This is a genomic window from Pseudoalteromonas sp. SG44-1 (assembly GCF_014164315.1).
GTDB lineage: Bacteria > Pseudomonadota > Gammaproteobacteria > Enterobacterales > Alteromonadaceae > Pseudoalteromonas > Pseudoalteromonas rhizosphaerae.
In genome coordinates this window covers 1-19,846 of sequence record NZ_JACJEW010000071.1, presented here as the reverse complement: position 1 = coordinate 19,846, position 19,846 = coordinate 1, and the positions used below count along the sequence as shown (strand labels likewise).

Here is a 19,846-nt window from a genome sequence, read left to right as displayed (position 1 = left end):
CCGGAGTTAAATCCAATAGAGCAAGTATGGAGTTGGATACGGCAACACTGTTTATCTAATCGTGTGTTTAGTGGTTATGAAGAAATAGTCGAACAGGTTTCGCAAGCGTGGAATAAATTCATTTCAGTCCCAGATACGGTTAAAAGCAAATGCTCTAGAGACTGGATAAAATTGACTTAATCTTTATGCAGATTGGTATTATTTAAAGAACTATAGTTGATAAAGAATCAAAAAATCGGCCACAATATAGATTATGACCGATTACTCTTTTTCGAAAAGGAAATTACAATCTTGCAAATCCCTTTTATATTACTAAAAAATATTAACTAACTGCTGCGTAAAAACAACCAAAACCGGGTAGGGTAAGGGTTTGTTTATCTAAGCTGCCATTGTGATGATTCAGTTCTGTATGTGGCACAATGTCAGTGTGTTCAATGTTGAGGCTTGCAGGCTCTTGCGCTAGGTTAAATACGCACAACATAGTCTGGCCTGCAAAACGACGGTAAAAAGCTAACAATGGCTCAGGGGTATTAATAAATTCAATATCGCCTTCGAGTAAGATAGCTTGTTGCTTACGCCATGTCATAAAATGGCGGAACGCATTTAGAATCGAATCACTATCGCTATCTTGTTTGCTTACAGTCTGGTGTTTGTGGTTTTCGTCAACAGGTAACCAAGGTTTCGTTGCAGAAAATCCGGCCTGTTCACCGTCATCATTATGCCATGGCATAGGCGTACGACAGCCATCTCGGCCTTTAAAGTTTGGCCAAAAAGTTATCCCATATGGGTCTTGTAAGTCTTCAAACGCCACACTTGCTTCACCAAGACCTAGCTCTTCACCTTGGTACATACATACACTACCGCGCAATGAAGCGAGTAGGGCGGTAAGCATTTTACACTGCGCAGGGTTTACTTCACCATTGTTACTCCAACGACTAGCAACACGTTCTACATCATGGTTACTAAAGGCCCAGCAAGGCCAGCCTTCTGTCATTCGTTCTTCCAATGTCTTAACCGTTGTACGAATATACTCACTGCTATAATCATTGGTTAGTAGCTCAAAACTGTAACCCATATGCAGTTTATCGCCACCGGCGGTGTATTCAGCCATAGTAGCAAGTGAATCCTCGGATGATATTTCACCCAAAGACACGGTACCAGGATATTTGTCTAACAGGGTACGAATATCTTGCATAAAGCTAATATTTTCAGGTTGGGTATTATTATAATGGTGATACTGAAAAGCATACGGATTATCTTCGCTAAAACCACGGCCTTGGCGTTTTTCTGGCGGTTTAGCTGGGTTATCACGTAGCTGTGCATCGTGATAACAAAAGTTAATTGCATCTAGGCGAAAACCATCTACCCCTTTTTTAAGCCAAAACTCAACATTATCTAATACTGCTTGACGTACATCTGGATTATGAAAATTAAGATCCGGTTGTTCAGTAAAAAAGTTGTGTAAATAATACTGGCCACGACGCGGCTCCCATTGCCAAGCAGGGCCACCAAAAATTGAAAGCCAGTTGTTTGGCTGGGTGCCATCTGGTTTTGCATCAGCCCATACATACCAATCAGATCTGGCGTTAGTTTTGTCTTCTCGGCTATCTAAAAACCATTGATGTTGGTCTGATGTGTGGCTCAATACTTGATCAATAATAATTTTAATATCGCGTTGATGAGCTTGTGCAATGAGCTCGTCAAAGTCATTAAGATCGCCAAAAAGAGGGTCTACGTCACGATAATCGCTGATATCATAGCCAAAGTCTTTCATTGGTGATTTAAAAAATGGTGAGATCCAAATAGCATCAACACCCAGACTTTTAATATAGTCTATCCGGCTGATGATCCCTTTTAAATCACCAATGCCGTCACCGTTGGTATCTTGAAAACTGCGCGGGTAAACCTGATAAATCACGGCACCCTTATACCACTGCTGTTGAGCCATTTTTTTCTCCATCGTGACAACACTCCCCATTTTACCCTAGCAATTATTACTGTTTAGAAATGGTGTGTTCGTAATCTTGTTAGCAGTTCGATTGAAACGAACTACGTTATTTTTTAAAAAGCATACGTGAAGGGCTTGATACTGTAAAAAGGATGCATACGTATGCATGCTAAATAGATCGCTTTGATAAGGAAAACAGCTTCTGAAAAACCTATTAACAAAGGTATGTGAGCGGTAAATAGATGTTTACCAATTGTCGTTTTCGTATCATTAACAAAGTAGCAAATCCAACTTGGTGCATATTCTATGGGTTCTGTAGCGTTATGGTGCAGTGCCATTAATGGTCTTACCAATTGGCATTTTGTGAGTGGGCGATCGGGACTCGAATGCAAAGTGTGAATGCACTAATAATTAAGGTATTAAACTGTAAATCAGCCGCGCTGAAGGAGCTCGATGCAGTGCATATTTCTTTTATAAAATAGAAAGATCAATTGCCCGCTCTTTATACCTATAAAAACAAGGTGTTGCCATTATCCATGTGAATTTTTTGTTAACCTTGTTGGTTTTGTACTAGCCTGAATACGTATGCATAAAGTTGTTAAAAAAATAAGGCGGGCGTTAATATTCATCCTGACAACAAAATAGCTAACAAATGGTTTGCTTCTATCACAAGCAACTCGCTAAAAGTTAGTAATATAAAATTGGGTAACGGGAAACACATCATGTCTATGTTCAAACCAAGTATATTAACAATTGCACTTGCAACCGCAGGCTTAACAAGCATGTCAGGTTTTGCAGCTGAGCAACAAACAACTGCGAATGAAGATTTAGAAGTCATTGAAGTGAAAGGTTTTCGTCGTAGTTTAATCCAAGCTATTGACACTAAACGTTTCAGCAGTTCAGTAGTAGAGGCAATCTCAGCAGAAGATATTGGTAAGTTACCAGATTCATCTATTGCAGAATCAATTGCTCGTCTACCTGGTCTTGCCGCGCAACGATTAGATGGCCGTGCAAGTTCAATTACTATTCGTGGTATGGGCGAAGACTTTAGTACCACAACATTTAATGGTCGTGAGCAAGTATCGATTGGTGATAACCGTGGTGTTGAATACGACTTATACCCGTCAGAAGTGATCAGTGAAGTTGTTGTATACAAAACGCCAGACGCATCTTTAACGACTCAAGGGATTGGCGGTACCGTTGATTTACGCTCTACGCGTCCTCTATCAGCCGGTGAACAATCAATTACTGCAAATGTGCGTTTTGAACAAAACGAAATGGATGCAGTTAATCCAGAAATGGATAATAAAGGTTATCGTGGTTCGTTTGGTTATGTAGATCAATTTGCTGACGATACCATTGGTGTTGCATTTGCTTATGCCCACATGGAATCACCAAATCAAGAACAACGCTGGAATGCATGGGGTTATGATCCAAGTGGTGCTGATGGCGATTTACGTTTGACGGGCGCTAAGCCTTATGCACGTTCATCAGAGCTAACAAGAGATAGCTTTTTAGGTGTGCTTGAGTTTGCACCATCAGATAAACTGCATATTACCGCCGATGCGATGTATGTTGATTTTGAAGATAAGCAAATATTACGAGGCATAGAGCTGCCACTAAATTCAGGTCGTGCAGATACAAATTATGTAACGTTAGCTACCAATGGTGGCGTTGTTACTCAAGGCCAAGTTAATAATATTAAAACCTTAGTTCGTAATGACGTAAACTTCAGGACTGCTGATTTACTCGCGCTTGGTTTTAACGTTGAATACGATATAAACGACAGTTGGCAAGTGGCTGCTGATGTGAGTTATTCAAAGGTTGAACGTGATGTCTGGGGTCTTGAAAGCTATGCAGCGACAGGACGTGGTGACAACGAAGGCCTTGGTGATAACCTACAATACAGCCTTGACAGTGGTATGGCTGGTGCCATTTTTACCCCTACACTTGATTATTCAGACCGTGATTTATTTCAACTGGGCGCAGCACGTACTTGGGGAAATAGTGTTGTTGGTGGCGATGGTCAAGATGGCTTTTTAAATAGACCACATGTTGAAGATGAATTAGCATCATTAAAGCTAAGTGCAAAAACTTACATTGAAAACAGCCCGATAAGCCAAGTTGAATTTGGTGTTAACTACAGCAGCCGTGAAAAAGATAAACAAGATACCGGTGAGTACCTGCGCCTCAAGCAGTATCCTGAAATGGTGCGTATCCCAGATGAATACTACTTAGGCTCAGTATCACTTGATTTTATTGGTATGGGTGACATGATTGCGTATGATTCGTTAGCCCTATACAACAGCGGCGCGTACGATTCATTTAATCAAGCTGATACTGATACAGGCCGTTGGGCAAATATTTGGACTGTACAAGAGGATATTTTAACTGCCTATGTTAAAGCTGATTTAGATACTGAATTGTTTGGTTTACCTGCACGCGGCAACGTGGGCTTGCAAATTGTAAATACAGATCAAAGCTCTGACGGTTATGCGGTTGATTCAGATCCGGATACAGGCCTTGTCCGTGTACAATCGAATAGAGCAGGCGACAAGTATACTGAATTTTTACCAAGCTTGAACTTGAACTTATCGTTGACTGAAGATCAAATGCTACGCTTTGGTTTAGCTCGTACAATGTCGCGTTCACGTATGGATCGTATGAATGCAAGTAACAGCTACAGCTTTGATGCGGCAAAAAACAACGTTACAACACCACCGACTAATCTAGAAAATTCACCGTGGAGTGCAAGTGGCGGTAACCCAAGTTTGCGTCCTGTTATTGCTAATCAAATCGACTTATCGTATGAGTATTACTTTAGTGCGGAAGGTTATTTTGCAGCTGCTTTATTTCATAAAGACATAGAAGATTGGCAGTTCAACACGCAAATAGTGGGTGATTTTGCTGATGTTGATACACCTAATGGTGAAGTGCCGATCACTAACCAAGGTCTAGTGAGCGCATGGGATAACGTAGGCGATGCAAAAGTATCAGGCCTTGAGTTAACAGCGACATTACCAGGTAATATACTCAGCGATAGCCTTGAAGGCTTTGGTACAGTTATTAGCGCTACCTTTTTAGATTCTTCGCTTGATAACCTCAATGGTGAGAAAGAAGAAATTCCAGGTCTATCAGATAAAGTTTATAACTGGACACTTTATTATGAAAACTACGGTTTTCAAGCACGTGTGAGTATGCGTTACCGCTCTGACTTCTTAGGTGAAGTAAATGGTCTATCATTAGCAAGAACAACGGTCGTTGTTGCAGAAGAGACTATCTGGGATGCCCAAATTGGTTACGATTTCTCTGAGTCTAGCATTGAAGCATTACAAGGTCTTACTGTATCGCTACAAGCACAAAACTTAACTGATGAGCCGTTTGTAACTTATCATGACGGCAATAAAGCAACGGTACGTGATTATCAAAGCTATGGGGCTAATTATTTATTAGGCTTTGCTTATAAATTTTAATTAAATATACCCAAGTCAGTATGATTCAGTTGTATTAAACGCGATTGAGACAAGATACTAGGGATCTCAATAGAGATCCCTTTTTTATTTGTGAGGAGTGATAAATGAAAGCGATAGAAAAAATTGTTATCTTAGGCGGCGGCAGTGCAGGTTGGATGACCGCTGCGATGTTAGCAAAAGTGTTTTCTAAGCAGCTATCAATCACTTTAATAGAATCACCCGATATTCCAACTGTTGGTGTAGGGGAGGCAACTATCCCTGCGATACAGACTTTCAACAATGTCTTGGGGCTTGATGAACACGTTTTTTTAAAGCGCACTCAAGGCACTTATAAACTTGGTATTCAATTTGAAAATTGGGGCCAACAAGGCGATAGTTACCAGCATGCATTTGGTGATATTGGCAGAGGGCTTGGGATCACCCCATTTCATCACTTTTGGCTCAAAAGCAACCAAAGCAAAACAACGCAAACCTTATGGGACTTCAGTGTTAATGCGATTGCGGCAAACCATAATAAATTCAACCCAAATCCACAGATTGGTAAAACGCCTTTAGCTGGGCTTACTTATGCTTATCACTTTGATGCGGGCAAATACGCAAAGTTATTACAAGAGTTTGCAATTGCGCAAGGTGTAGAATATCTCAGTGGTACGATGGAGTCTGTAAAATTAGACGATAATGGCTTGATTAAAACACTTGAACTCAGTGATGAACAAACCATAAAAGGTGATTTTTTTATTGATTGCAGCGGCTCCAGTGCACGCTTGATTGAACAGGCGTTGGGGGTTAAATACCAAAGTTATCAGCATTGGCTTTTCTGTGATCGTGCAATTGCAGTGCAAACTAAACCGCTGAAAAATACGCCGCCATTTACTCGTTCGATTGCAAAAGATGCCGGGTGGCAATGGCAAATTCCGCTGCAAAATAGAGTGGGGAATGGGCTGGTATATAGCAGCCAATTTATGAGTGCTGAACAAGCTGAACAACAGTTATTAAATAGTTTAGAAACTGAGACCATAACGGCCCCAAAACATATTAAGTTCACGCCAGGAAGACGCGAACAGCAGTGGTTTAAAAACTGTTTAAGTATTGGTTTATCTAGTGGCTTTTTAGAACCTTTGGAATCTACCAGCTTACATTTAATACAAACCAGTATAGCTCGGTTTATTAAGTTATTTCCGGCGCACCCTGATTGTGAGTTATCGGCGCATGCTTATAATTTACAAGCCAAAAATGAATTTGAAAAAATTCGTGATTTTATTATTTTGCATTACGCTGTTAATCAAAAGCAGTCTCCATTTTGGCAACGGTGTGGCGCTATGACATTACCTGACTCATTACAGCAACGTATTGCACTATTTAAACGAACAGGCACGCTTTCAATACAAGCAGATGAACTTTTTTCAGAGGTTGCTTGGCTACAAGTTTTAATTGGACAAGGGATCCGACCACAAAGTTATCACCCGCTCGCACGTGCAATTTCAGATTCTGAGCTTGATGAGTTCTTATCCAATATAGCGACTATCCAACAGCAATACGTTACTCACTTACCAACACATGAGCAATATTTACAGCGATTTTGTCGTTGTTCAGAGTTAGCAAAAGGCCAGATCTAGTATGAATATTATTATTGTTGGTGGTGGTACAGCAGGGTGGATGGCTGCTAATTTATTAAATCATTCTCTCACTAATACCCATGTCACTTTAATTGAATCACCAACAATTGCGCCTATTGGTGTTGGTGAAGGGTCGACTGCGCAGTTAAAACAATTCTTCGATACATTAAATATTAGCGAAAGTGAGTGGATGCCTCAATGCAATGCAACCTACAAACTGGGGATTGAATTTAAAGATTGGTCTACCCATCCAGGTCATGAGCAGTATTTTCACTCATTTTATGGGCAGACGGATTTACATACACAGCAGCAATTTATAAAAAGTTGTTTGTTAAAACGTCAAGGTATAGCGATTGATGCACATCCCGACAGCTATTTTTTAGCAGCCTACTTAGCTAAGCAACAGCGTGGGCCACATACTCAAGCGGACTTTCCATTTCAGCAAAGTTATGGTTATCATTTTGACTCGGGACTGCTTGGGCTATTTTTAGCTAATAGAGCAACAAGCAAAGGCGTTAAGCACCTAAAAAGCACCATCGCGCAGGTTGAGCTTGATTCCGCAGGCAATATCAAGCAGCTTGTTCTCGATGAAAACAGTGATGGACAGCAGTGTATTGCAGCTGATTTTTTTATCGATTGTAGTGGTTTTAAAGGATTGCTTATTCAGCAAGCATTAGCCGTACCTTGGCTTAGTTTTAAAGAAAATCTATTTAACGACAGTGCTATTGTACTGCCGACAATGAGTAATCAATTACAAGCCCCACAAACTACTTCAACCGCACTAAAATATGGATGGCAATGGGCTATTCCGCTTACCAATCGTATTGGCAATGGTTATGTTTACAGCCAAGACTTTTGCAGTGCTGATGAAGCAGAAACAGAACTTAGAACCAAACTCGGCTTACTCAATTGCGATGTATCTGCACGTAAGCTAACAATGAAAGTAGGACGAGTTAAGCAACATTGGTATAAAAACTGTTTAGCTGTAGGTTTATCGCAAGGCTTTATTGAACCTCTTGAAGCAACTGCTTTACATTTAGTGCAGCAAACAATCGAATCGTTTATCGCATGTTTTGAGCATAACCGACCGAGTGAAGTAAAACGTGATCCGTTCAATATGCAAATTAATAACCGTATAGAAGGTATTCGCGATTATATTGTATGTCACTATCGCGCATCCAATCGGCGAGATACAGAGTATTGGCAAGCAAATGGTCAAAATGAAATGCTATCAGCCTCGTTAAAAAATATTCTTCAGTGCTGGCTATCGCGTAATGATTTAACCGGCGAAATTGCCCATCAAGGGATTGAAAACTACTATTCAAGTCTGTCGTGGCATACCTTATTGAGCGGTTATGGCGTCTTCCCTCCTAGCGTTGCTAAGCCAAGTTATACGCAACAACAGCAAATTAAAGAGCTTTATAATTTTAACCATCAGTGTGCAAGCCATTTTAGAGCGCTTACGCCCATCATCCCGCAGCAAAAATAATCAGGATATTAATATGAGACTATCAAAAAGCGCATTACTGTTAGTAACAGTAATGCTGAGTTTTCAGCTGCACGCAAAAATGCGCGTTGAGCCACAAAACTGGTGGGTTGGTATGCAAAATAATACCTTGCAAATTATGCTGCATGATCAAGGTATTGCTAAGCAACAATGGCAATTAGCATCTTACTCAGGGGTGAGTTTAAAAAGTGTAACTAAAACCGATAACCCAAATTACGTTTTTTTAAATATTGAAATCAATCCAAGCGCAAAGCCAGGTGTTTTAGTGTTTAGCAGCAAATCAGGGGAGCGTTTTGAGTATCAATTGCATGCACGTAAAGCTAATAGCAGTAAACGTAACGGTTTTGATAGCAGTGATACCATTTACTTAATTAATCCGGATCGCTTTGCTAATGGCGATAGCAGCAACGACACAGTAAAAGGAGTGCTTGAGGGTGCAAATCCAATTGAGCGAGGTGGGCGTCACGGTGGCGACATTCAAGGTGTAATTAACGCACTGCCGTATTTGCAAAAACTGGGCGTAACCCAGCTTTGGTTAACACCACCGCTTGAAAATGATATGCCCAGCTACTCTTATCACGGTTATGCAATTACCGATTTTTACACTATCGACCCACGCATGGGCTCAAATGAGTTATATCGCGAGTTATCAGCCAAAGCGAAACAACACGGTATTGGTATAGTGATGGACCTAGTGCTTAATCACTTTGGCTCTGAGCATGAATGGATGACAGATAAACCCACATCAGATTGGATCAATTTTAATGGCGAGTTTGCAAACGGTAAACATGCTACCAGCCATGCTCGTCAAACCATTCAAGACCCACATGCAAGTGAGTTTGATAAACGCCAGTTTAGCGATGGCTGGTTTGTAGCCACAATGCCGGATCTAAACCAGCGGCAACCGTTATTAGCAAACTACCTTATCCAAAATGCTATTTGGTGGATTGAATACGCCGACTTAAGCGGTATTCGCGTTGATACCTATTCATATTCAGACAAAGCCTTTTTAGCTGACTGGACTAAAGCCATAATGACTGAGTATCCCGCTTTTAATATTGTTGGCGAAGAGTGGACCACCAATCCTGCGATTGCTTCATATTGGCAAGCAGGAAAGGTAAATAACGACGGCTATACCTCAAGCTTACCAAGCGTGATGGATTTTTCATTACAAGAGTCACTTATTCAAGCACTTAATGAAGAGGAGAGTTGGAACACTGGCTGGGTAAAAGTGTATCAATCAATCGCCAATGACTTTTTATACCCAAATCCAGACAACTTGCTCGTGTTTGCCGATAACCACGATATGAGCCGAGTTTACACTCAGCTTAAGCAAGATCTTGCTAAAACGAAAATGGCGATGACTATGTTGCTTACCACTCGTGGTATTGCACAAATGTATTATGGCACCGAAGTATTGCTTGATAATACGGGCAGTAATGATCACGGTGATATCCGTATTGATTTCCCCGGTGGTTTTAAAGGTCAGCCAAGTAATGCTTTTACAGGACAAGGGTTATCAGATGAGCAGCGTGATATGCAGCAAACCATCACCACCTTACTTAATTTTAGAAAGCAAAGCCCAGCAATAGCGCAAGGTAAACTGGTTCATTTTAGTCCTAAATCAGGTATATACAGTTACGCGCGGATAAGTGAACAGCAAACTTTGTTGGTGTTTTTAAATAAAAATACCGCAGCAAAAAACTGGTCATTAGCGTATCTGCAAGAGGTTATTGGGCAATACAAAAAGGCTGTGAGTCTTTTTACTGAACAGCAAATAAATATAACAGATACAGTGACCTTAGCGCCTATGAGTGCAACGGTATTAATAATTGAATAAAGCCTGTGTGAATACGTATGCAGCCGCTGTCAGTCAGTGGCAGTTCACTTTAGTATTAAATTTATAATAAAAATGACGTTTAAATGACAACCCATTAAAACGTCAGATCTAAGTAAGAACATTATGACAACAAATAAAACCACAATTAGTACATTCAAATATGGCTCATGGGTATTAGCTAGTAGCTTGTTATTGTCGAGCTGCTCAGATGAGCCCACAACCCCCAGTACTGACAAAAAGGTAGCTGAACAAGTTAACGAGCATTCAAAGCCGGTTGTGTATCAGGTATTCACGCGCTTATTTGGTAATACGCAAACAGCCAATATTCCGTGGGGAACCAAAGAGCAAAATGGCGTAGGCACATTTAGTGACTTTAATGATACTGCTTTAAGTGGCATTAAAGAACTTGGTACCACCCATATTTGGTATACCGGCGTGTTACACCATGCTTTGGTCGGCGATTACAGCCAATATGGAATTAGCCAAGATGACCCGGATGTAGTGAAAGGCCGTGCCGGCTCGCCGTATGCAATTAAAGATTATTACGATGTAAACCCAGATTTAGCCATTAATCCAGAGCGCCGCCTCGAAGAGTTTGCTGCATTAATTGAGCGCACCCATCGACACGGTATGAAAGTGGTCATTGATATTGTGCCAAATCATGTGGCGCGTCATTATCAATCAACCGCTAAACCCGCTGGAGTTAAAGATTTTGGTGAGCAAGATGACACCAGCGTAGAGTATGCCCGCGATAATAACTTTTATTACGTTACTGGGCAGTCATTTCAAGTACCAACCAGTGAAAACTACCAAGTGCTAGGCGGTAATGCCCACCCACTTGCTGATAACTTATTTGCTGAAACGCCTGCAAAATGGACTGGTAATGGTGCCCGTGCTGCTAAGCCTGATATAAACGACTGGTACGAAACAGTTAAAGTAAATTATGGCGTAAAACCTGACGGTAGTTATGACTTTCCAACTCTGCCCGATGAGTATGCTACTAAAGATTTACGCGCGCACTTTGAGTTTTGGCAGGATAAAGAGTTGCCAAACAGCTGGTATAAGTTTCGTGATATCGCGCTATATTGGCTCGATAAAGGCGTAGATGGCTTTCGCTATGATATGGCCGAAATGGTACCAGTAGAGTTTTGGAGCTTTCTAAACTCATCAATCAAGATGCACAACCCAGAGGCATTTTTACTAGCCGAAGTATACAATCCCGCACTATATCGCCCGTATATCCAGCAAGGAAAAATGGATTACTTGTACGATAAAGTCGGCTTTTACGACACCTTAAAAGCTGTTATGCAAGGCACGCAACCGGCAGACACTATTTTTAATGCTCAGCAAAAAGTGGCTGACATAGAGCAGCATATGCTGCACTTTTTAGAAAACCATGACGAACAACGTATCGCCAGCCCTGACTTTGCAGGTAGTAGTGAAAAGGGCAAACCCGCATTAGTAGTATCAAACCTTATTAGCCGTGCGCCAACACTATTATATTTTGCTCAAGATGTGGGTGAAGATGGCTCTGAAGATGCCGGCTTTGGCAAACCAACTCGCACCAGTATTTTTGACTACATTGGCGTGCCAGCGCATCAAGCGTGGATGAACAACGGCAAGTTTGATGGTGCTTTATTAACACCGGCACAAGGTCAATTACGTGAATATTACAAAGCCGTTATGGCGTTGAGTAAACATCCAGCAGTTGTAGCTGGTGACATGCAACCACTGATGGTTACTGGCAGCGAAAAAGTTGCTGCGTTTAGCCGCAGTATCGGTAATCAACAAATTTGGGTGGTGAGTAATTTTGCTGAGCAAGTCAGTCAGATCAGTATTGATATTCCACTTAACACACTGACGCAAAATACCAACGAAAAAATACAATTGCTTGATTTGCTAGAGGCGAATCAAAACGCCGAGCTAACTATTACAGCTGAGCAGGCACACATTAGTTTAACTTTAAATGCGCTTAGCAGTGCAGTATTAACCACTGGAGCTCATAATGAAAAATAACAAACCAGATTTAAGTTTTTGGCAAATATGGAACATGTGCTTTGGCTTTTTAGGCATTCAATTTGGCTTTGCACTGCAAAACGGTAATGTAAGCCGAATATTTCAAACCCTTGGGGCGAATGTAGACGATATTCCTATTTTGTGGGTAGCAGCACCACTCACAGGGTTAATTGTACAGCCAATTATTGGTTACTGGAGCGATAAAACCTGGGGCAAATTAGGCCGCCGTCGTCCGTTTTTTTTATACGGCGCTATTTTAACCACATTATCGTTATTTATTATGCCAAACTCACCAACACTTTGGATTGCAGCGGGCATGTTATGGATCATGGATGCATCGATTAACGTCACTATGGAACCATTTCGCGCCCTTGTAGGCGATAACCTACCAAACAAACAGCGTGCTACTGGCTATGCAATGCAAAGCTTTTTTATAGGCGTAGGCGCCGTGGTTGCTTCTGCACTGCCTTGGATGATGACGAACTGGTTTGATATTGCCAACACCGCCGCTGCAGGGCAAATTCCTGATTCAGTAAAGTACTCGTTTTACTTTGGTGCAGTTGTATTGCTGGTCGCAGTGGGCTGGACAATTATAACCACCAAAGAATATTCACCTGAAGAATTGGCCGCATTTAATCAACAAGAGCAAACTGAGGCTGAACAGGCTGTATCTGCACAAATTAACTTTAGTAAAGGCGGCAGTGTATTTACTGTTTTAGGGCTTGCCGTACTTGGTTTAGTCATGGGATTAAACCTAGAAAAAGAGCTGTACCTATTGGCAGCTGGCTTAGTGAGTTTTGGCGTAATTCAATTTATTGCAGCCGCACTACAGGCAAAAAACCACACCAGCGGTGGCTTTTACCAAGTCGTTAACGATGTATTCACCATGCCAGAGGCGATGAAACAACTTGCTTGGGTACAGTTTTTTAGCTGGTTTGCATTATTTGCCATGTGGATTTACACCACCTCAGCGGTAACCAGTTTTCATTATGGTAGCAGCGACACAAGTTCAGCGGCGTATAACAATGGTGCAGACTGGGTGGGTATATTATTTGCGGCTTACAACGGTTTTGCTGCATTGGCGGCTTTATGTATCCCGATCATCGTTAAGCGTGTTGGTTTAAAACTAGCGCATGCACTTAACCTTATTTTAGGTGCGTTAGGTTTGGCGAGCTTTATGTTTATACAAGATCCGAGCTTACTTATTTGGCCAATGATAGGTATTGGTTTTGCGTGGGCGTCTATTTTGTCTTTGCCTTACGCCATGTTAAGTACCTCAGTACCGAGTCATAAAATGGGTGTGTATATGGGAATATTTAACTTTTTTATTGTGATCCCACAATTATTAGCCGCCAGTGTACTTGGCCTGATACTTCGTCACTTTTTCCAAAATCAGCCTATTTACGCATTGATGCTAGGTGCTGTGTCTTTTGTACTTGCAGCGGTTGCCGTACTGCGAGTTAAACAGTCTTAATTTAAGGGGCTAAAATGAAAAAATATAACCTAATTACCGCGACAATATTGGCCGCAGGCCTTGTAGGTTGTGGCGTGCAAAATACGCAAACCAGTGCAGTAGCGCAAACATCAGTGAGTGCGCCAGGCGCACCAGGCGAAGCCCCATTTTGGGCATACGCAGGCAAAACTGGGATAGGCACGTCTTTTGAGCAATACCAAAATGGCCATTACAGTGACGACGCGCCAACAGCTAAAGTGTCAAAAGTATGGTTTTCGATTGCTAAAGGGATGATCACCGAAACCATGTTTGGGCTTATTCATCAAGCGCAAATTAAAGACATGCAATTTGTTGTAGTAGGAAAAGATTTTACAGTCACCGAAGCTGATGATTTAGACGTTACCATTGACTACTTATACAAAGACGATAAAGGCCGCCCGTTATCATTAGCATACAAAGTAGTAAGCAAAGACAAACAAGGTCGCTTTAGCCTAGAAAAACATATATTTACCGATCCAGACGGGCAAAGCTTATTTGTACGCAGTATTTTTAATACCCAGCTTGACGGTGTAAAAGCTTATGTAACAGTTAACCCTTATATAAACAACAACGGCTTAGATGACTTTGCAAAAACCACCGAGCAAGGGCTGGTAGCGTGGCAGGGCGATAATTACTTGTCATTGCAAGGTGCACAGCCATTTAAACAAACAAGTGTCGGTTTTACGGGCGTGAGTGATGGTTTAAGCCAGCTTAAAACAACTCAGCAGCTTACCCGCGTTTATAAAACTACCGGTGAACAATCGGGGAATGTTAGTTTATTAGCAGAGCTAGGTGAAATTGGTAAAAACAGTCAATTCGATTTAAGCCTAAGCTTTGGCAACAACCAGCAAGCAAGTTTTAAAGAAGGCCAAGCTACGCTAGCCAAAGGTTACCAAGCTGTGCTTGATAATTACAACGGTAAAGGCGAAGCCCTTGGTTGGCAAGACTACCTGCAAAGCCTTGCACCACTGACTAGCATGAGCGAGCAAACCGCTGATAACGGCAAATTACTTTATACCAGTGCTATGGTGTTAAAAGCCCAAGAAGACAAGACCCATGCAGGGGCGCTTATTGCGTCTTTATCTAACCCATGGGGCGAAACCGTATCTGCTAAAACCGGCTCTACCGGTTACAAAGCGGTATGGGTGCGCGACTTTTATCAAGTTGCCATGGCATTTATGGCACTAGGCGATACCGCAACAGCCAAAACCGCATTTGAATACCTTGAAAAAGTACAAGTAAACAGCAAAACCCAGGGCAACAACGGCGACACAGGGTGGTTTTTACAAAAAACACACGTAGATGGCGAACTTGAATGGGTAGGCGTACAGCTAGACCAAACCGCTATGCCTATTATGCTAGCGTGGAAGCTTCATCAGGCAGATGTGTTAAGTGATGCTGAGCTAACTGATTGGTATACCCGCATGTTAAAACCGGCCGCTGACTTTCTGGTAGACGGTGGGCGCGCTAAAATCCTATGGAACGACATGCAAATAACCCCACCTGCGACTCAACAAGAGCGTTGGGAAGAGCAAGCAGGGTATTCACCATCAACCACCGCCGCTGTTGTTGCTGGTTTAATTACCGCCGCTGATATTGCAAAAATGGCAGGTGATGAGGTGAATGCTAAACGCTACCTTGCAACAGCAAAAAGTTACAACGCCGATATAGAAAGCATGATGTTTACCACCGAAGGTAATTTAGAATCAAACGCATCAGACGGCGAGTATTTTATACGTATTGGCCAAGACAAAGACGCCAATTCAAATACTAAAATTAACGCTAATAATGGCCGTGACGGGTTTAACAAAAAACAAATACTTGATGGTGGATTTTTAGAGCTCGTTCGCTATGGTGTACGTGATGCGCTAGCACCGAGCATAGTAAAAACACTCCCAGAATATGATGACGAAACCCTAACAGATAATCTACAAGTTAAATACAGCTTTGAGTTTACTGATGGCAGCGGCACATTTGCAGGCTACCGCCGTTATGGTAACGACGGATACGGTGAAGATGAAGTAACGGGCGCTAATTATGCGCAAGGCGGAAAAAATAGCCCAGGGCAACGTGGGCGAGTTTGGCCATTTTTTACCGGTGAACGGGGCCATTATGAAATTGCCGCCGCAAATGCTAATAATACCTTAGATGCAACAAAACAGCAGGCTATTAAAAATAGCTATGTAAAAGGGCTAGAGCAATTTGCTAACGAAGGCATGATGCTACCAGAACAAGTATGGGATGGCGTAGGCGTAAATAAAGCAGGATACACGTTAGGCGAGGGTACAAACTCGGCCACACCACTGGCGTGGACGCATGCTGAATACGTGAAGCTAGTGCGCTCATTAAGTGACAAGCAACTATGGGATCATTACCCAGTGGTAACTAAAGCACTAAAATAACCGCAAACTATCCGCAGTTCAGGTTAATTAACATAGCCGTAGTAAAATACGGCTATGTTATTTATTACAATAATAACGGGGCTGAAATGAAAACATTTACCTTGAGCGCATTAGCATTAGCAATCATGCTAACAGGCTGCCAAAGCGCACCATCATTAAATACCAACACTAACAATATCGCCAGATCGCAATTAAATACTAAACAACACGCAACGCCTTGGTGGCAAAATGCGGTATTTTACCAAATTTGGCCCCGCAGTTTTTACGACAGCGATGCTGATGGCCATGGTGATTTTAATGGTATGACCCAAAAGCTCCCGTATCTACAAGAGCTCGGCGTTAACGCATTGTGGTTAACCCCGATGTTTGAAGCGCCGTCGTATCATGGCTATGATTTTACTGAATTTTACCAAGTAGAAAACGACTACGGCAGCATGGCCGAGTTTGAAGCCTTTATAAAAGCCGCTGATGATAAAGGCATGAAAGTGATACTTGATTTAGTTATAAATCATATATCAAGTAACCATGAATGGTTTCAGCGTTCAGCAAAACAACAAGCCCCTTTTGCAGATTACTTTATTTGGCGCGGCGATATGCCCAAGGCCGGTAGCGGTTGGGGCCACGCATGGAGTAATAACGACCAACCCGATGTCGTATGGCATTGGAATGAAACACGCCAGCAGTATTACTATGGTGCGTTTGGAGCAAGCCAACCTGATTTAAATTTACGCCACCCTGATGTTATTGCCGAAATGGAAAAAATGGCCAAGTTTTGGCTCGATAAAGGCGTAGCAGGCTTTAGATTAGACGCAGTACGCTTTGCCATGGAAAGCGGCGGCAATGCGCAAGCCGACACCGATGAAACCATTGCCTACTGGCAGCACTTTAATCAGTATGTAAAAAGTGTTGATCCAGACGCGTACTTAGTCGGTGAAGCGTGGGCTGACATTCCTGTTGCAGCAAAATATTACGGCGACGGCAAAGGACTCGATCAAGGTTTTGATTTTGAAGTGGGCTATAAAATCCTTGGCTTATTAAAGCCAGACGCCAGTGGCGAAGCGCAATTTGGCACTATGCAATCTAATCAACAAGTGAATACAGTTGATGCTAATGTGCTCAAACAAAATTTACAACAGCGTATTGATTCAAATGCACCGCTTGATTTTTTTGCACCGTTTTTAACTAATCACGACCAAGAACGTATCGCTTATCAACTTGCAGAGCTCGACGATAAAGCAAAACTTGCCGCCGCCATGTTATTTAGCTCTCCTGGCACGCCGTATATTTATTACGGTGAAGAGATAGGCCTAACACAAGGTGGCACAGGTCACGATGTGTATAAACGTGCGCCTATGCAATGGGACAACAGCAATCAAGCCGGTTTTACCAAAGCTAAAACGAGCTGGGTTGAACAAAGTGAATTATTTGGTAAAGACTTTACTAGCTGGTGGCCTGAATTTTTAGCCGAGCAGCTTAGCGCAGGTGATCGCAATGTTAAAGTACAGCAAATGCAGCCAAACTCATTATGGCGCTTGTACCAGCACTTAATTTCGCAGAAAAAACAGCGCCCAGAGCTGGGTATTAAAGGCAGTTATGAATTAACACAGCACAACAATGGCCTTGTCGAAATAACCCGCGAGTTAAACGGCAGTAAAAGTATGTTTATACTTAATTTAACCGCTAACCCGCAAAGCATCAGCGGTATAAAACGTCAGGGGTTAACGCCTAGCTGGCAACACGACCTCAATGACGAGCAACTCGCAGCTTATGGTTTGTTGTTACTGAATAACACACTGTAAATAAAATTCATCCGTTGGGGCTAACATATGTTAGCCCCAATTCGTGAAAATGGGCTAATTACGCCATTGGCGCCTTGCTGCAAAACATGCGTGTAAATTTGGGTTGTTCTCACATCAGTGTGACCTAATTGTACCTGAACCGTTCGAATATCAGCGCCACTTTGGAGTAAGTGCGTAGCGAAAGAATGGCGTAAAGTATGTGGGGTAACGTGTTTATTAATGTTGGCATCCTTAGCTGCTTTTTTAACCGCGCGCTGTACTTGCTTTTCATCTATATGATGCCTTCTCAACTGTTTACTTTCAGGATCAACACTGAGCTTATAAGATGGAAATAAATATTGCCATCCCAGCTGCTTGTTATGATTGGGGTATTTTTTACGTAATAAGTGGGGCATGTAAACGCCACTGTATAGAGGATTTTTAAGATCAAGCTGTAAATAACTATTTACTAATTGTACTTGTGCGCGCAATTGAGGAATTAGCTCTATCGCGAGTGTTACAATACGGTTTTTGCCTCCTTTTCCATCCCAAATTCGAACACAGCTATAATCAAAGTCAATATCTTGTACCCGTAAACGTAGTGCTTCCATTAGCCGCATACCGCTGCCATAAAGTAGCGCACAAGCTAAATAGTGCTTTGTAATACAGTGTTTAAATAGTGCGGTTACTTCAGTTTGCGTAAGCACAACGGGTAATTTTCTCGGACGCTCACTTTTTACAAAATTTAATGATAACGACAGAGGGTCCTTAATTATTTCTTTATATAGAAAGCTAAGCGCATTCAACGCCTGAGCTTGTGTGCCTTGAGCAACATTTTGGGTGTTTACTAAATGGTTTAAATATAATTCGACTTCCGTATCCCCCATACAACTTGGATGTTGCATATTATTAAAGCGAATATAGGCAGCTATCCAAAAAAGATAAGCCTCAATGGTGCTCTTAGCATAACGCTTGCTATACATATGCTCTTGAATCATGTTTAGAAAAAGAGATTTCATAAATAATATTCAATTTCCAATAAAAAGGGTACTGTATATATAGACAGTTACTGGTGTTTTGTCCAATAACATTATTAAAAGTCGTTTTGGTGTAATTACACAAGAGTTATTTTATATAGCACGTAATTACATGTTTACAATTGAGTTATTTAGTGGAATTATTGAGCTATGTAATATACGCCGTTTTGGGGTGTTATAATCCCCCAAAGTGGTGTTCAATAAGCTGTTAGCTAGCAAATGAGACCAATATACAAATTCTTGATCATTGTTGAAGCCATAATTGGGTTTGGTCCTTTAGTCATACTGCTAGGGCTAGGCTTAATCACTATACCCATCTCAATTATGGGTATATTAGACGGTTATTATGGTGCACTGGTTATGCTACTTATTGAGGTTGGAGGCTTTCTAGGTATGTTCGCGTTTATCTCCGTTTTAATGCATATTCTAGAGCCAAACAGATATTTTTTGTCGTTTACTAAATTACGTTTATTTATAATCTGCGGCTTTTGCTCAATCCTTGGGTTTGCATTTATGTTAGGTATAAATGTCGAATTAATTTGGCTTCTTATACCAATAGCTGTTGCAGTACACTTCATTTATTTAGGCCGCAAATATGTGTTTGCTGCTAGCTAATCGGGTAGCCGGAGGTCTCTAACCTCCAGCCCCCACACCACCCATCATGCGGGTCCGCAATGGGCGGTTCATCTCCCGTAATGAATATTGATCCAAATACCTCTCAGTGACACTAAACCTTT

Annotated in this window: 10 protein-coding genes and 1 pseudogene; 9 read left to right on the top strand and 2 right to left on the bottom strand. The window is 41.7% G+C overall.

Annotated elements, in window-relative coordinates; genetic code table 11:
* Nucleotides 1–180: pseudogene (locus H5187_RS20630) on the top strand (IS630 family transposase); the annotation flags it as partial.
* A 142-nt stretch (nt 181–322) separates the two neighbouring features.
* Here H5187_RS20630 and H5187_RS20625 read toward each other — a convergent pair.
* Complete coding sequence (locus H5187_RS20625) at nt 323–1,948, bottom strand: alpha-glucosidase family protein (protein ID WP_182798249.1); 1,626 nt, start codon at nt 1,946–1,948, stop codon at nt 323–325.
* Nucleotides 1,949–2,670: 722 nt separating this feature from the next.
* On the opposite strand from H5187_RS20625, the gene H5187_RS20620 reads away from it, so the two are divergent.
* The 8 genes from H5187_RS20620 (at nt 2,671) to H5187_RS20585 (ending at nt 18,093) form a co-directional block, all read left to right on the top strand.
* Nucleotides 2,671–5,421 (top strand): TonB-dependent receptor, encoded by a 2,751-nt coding sequence (locus H5187_RS20620; protein WP_182798248.1) that lies wholly within the window; start codon nt 2,671–2,673, stop codon nt 5,419–5,421.
* Between the two features lie 104 nt (nt 5,422–5,525).
* The gene (locus H5187_RS20615; RefSeq protein WP_182793879.1) at nt 5,526–7,037 is read left to right on the top strand and encodes a tryptophan halogenase family protein; all 1,512 of its coding nucleotides are present in this window, start codon (nt 5,526–5,528) and stop codon (nt 7,035–7,037) included.
* Nucleotide 7,038: 1 nt separating this feature from the next.
* Nucleotides 7,039–8,526 (top strand): tryptophan halogenase family protein, encoded by a 1,488-nt coding sequence (locus H5187_RS20610; protein ID WP_182798247.1) that lies wholly within the window; start codon nt 7,039–7,041, stop codon nt 8,524–8,526.
* Between the two features lie 52 nt (nt 8,527–8,578).
* Nucleotides 8,579–10,384 (top strand): glycoside hydrolase family 13 protein, encoded by a 1,806-nt coding sequence (locus H5187_RS20605; protein ID WP_259401750.1) that lies wholly within the window; start codon nt 8,579–8,581, stop codon nt 10,382–10,384.
* Nucleotides 10,385–10,507: 123 nt separating this feature from the next.
* Entirely contained in the window at nt 10,508–12,400 is a 1,893-nt protein-coding gene (locus H5187_RS20600; protein WP_182798245.1) for an alpha-amylase family protein, read from the top strand.
* Nucleotides 12,390–13,874 carry an MFS transporter gene (locus H5187_RS20595; protein ID WP_182732456.1) on the top strand — a complete coding sequence of 495 codons (1,485 nt, stop codon included), beginning with the start codon at nt 12,390–12,392 and terminating at the stop codon, nt 13,872–13,874. Before H5187_RS20600 ends, H5187_RS20595 begins: the two co-directional genes overlap by 11 nt.
* Before the next feature lie 14 nt (nt 13,875–13,888).
* Nucleotides 13,889–16,294, top strand: coding sequence for a glycoside hydrolase family 15 protein (locus tag H5187_RS20590; RefSeq protein ID WP_182798244.1), 2,406 nt, complete (start codon nt 13,889–13,891; stop codon nt 16,292–16,294).
* Between the two features lie 86 nt (nt 16,295–16,380).
* On the top strand, nt 16,381–18,093 hold the full coding sequence (locus tag H5187_RS20585) for an alpha-amylase family glycosyl hydrolase (RefSeq protein WP_182798243.1): 1,713 nt from the start codon (nt 16,381–16,383) through the stop codon (nt 18,091–18,093).
* A 20-nt stretch (nt 18,094–18,113) separates the two neighbouring features.
* Here H5187_RS20585 and H5187_RS20580 read toward each other — a convergent pair whose 3' ends face one another.
* Nucleotides 18,114–19,091 carry an integron integrase gene (locus H5187_RS20580; protein WP_149982792.1) on the bottom strand — a complete coding sequence of 326 codons (978 nt, stop codon included), beginning with the start codon at nt 19,089–19,091 and terminating at the stop codon, nt 18,114–18,116.
* Nucleotides 19,092–19,846: the final 755 nt, after the last annotated feature.

Coding starts and splice junctions, on each gene's coding strand:
- H5187_RS20625 (WP_182798249.1), bottom strand. CDS start 1,948: ATGGCTCAACAGCAGTGGTATAAGGGTGCCGTGATTTATCAGGTTTAC.
- H5187_RS20620 (WP_182798248.1), top strand. CDS start 2,671: ATGTCTATGTTCAAACCAAGTATATTAACAATTGCACTTGCAACCGCA.
- H5187_RS20615 (WP_182793879.1), top strand. CDS start 5,526: ATGAAAGCGATAGAAAAAATTGTTATCTTAGGCGGCGGCAGTGCAGGT.
- H5187_RS20610 (WP_182798247.1), top strand. CDS start 7,039: ATGAATATTATTATTGTTGGTGGTGGTACAGCAGGGTGGATGGCTGCT.
- H5187_RS20605 (WP_259401750.1), top strand. CDS start 8,579: ATGCTGAGTTTTCAGCTGCACGCAAAAATGCGCGTTGAGCCACAAAAC.
- H5187_RS20600 (WP_182798245.1), top strand. CDS start 10,508: ATGACAACAAATAAAACCACAATTAGTACATTCAAATATGGCTCATGG.
- H5187_RS20595 (WP_182732456.1), top strand. CDS start 12,390: ATGAAAAATAACAAACCAGATTTAAGTTTTTGGCAAATATGGAACATG.
- H5187_RS20590 (WP_182798244.1), top strand. CDS start 13,889: ATGAAAAAATATAACCTAATTACCGCGACAATATTGGCCGCAGGCCTT.
- H5187_RS20585 (WP_182798243.1), top strand. CDS start 16,381: ATGAAAACATTTACCTTGAGCGCATTAGCATTAGCAATCATGCTAACA.
- H5187_RS20580 (WP_149982792.1), bottom strand. CDS start 19,091: ATGAAATCTCTTTTTCTAAACATGATTCAAGAGCATATGTATAGCAAG.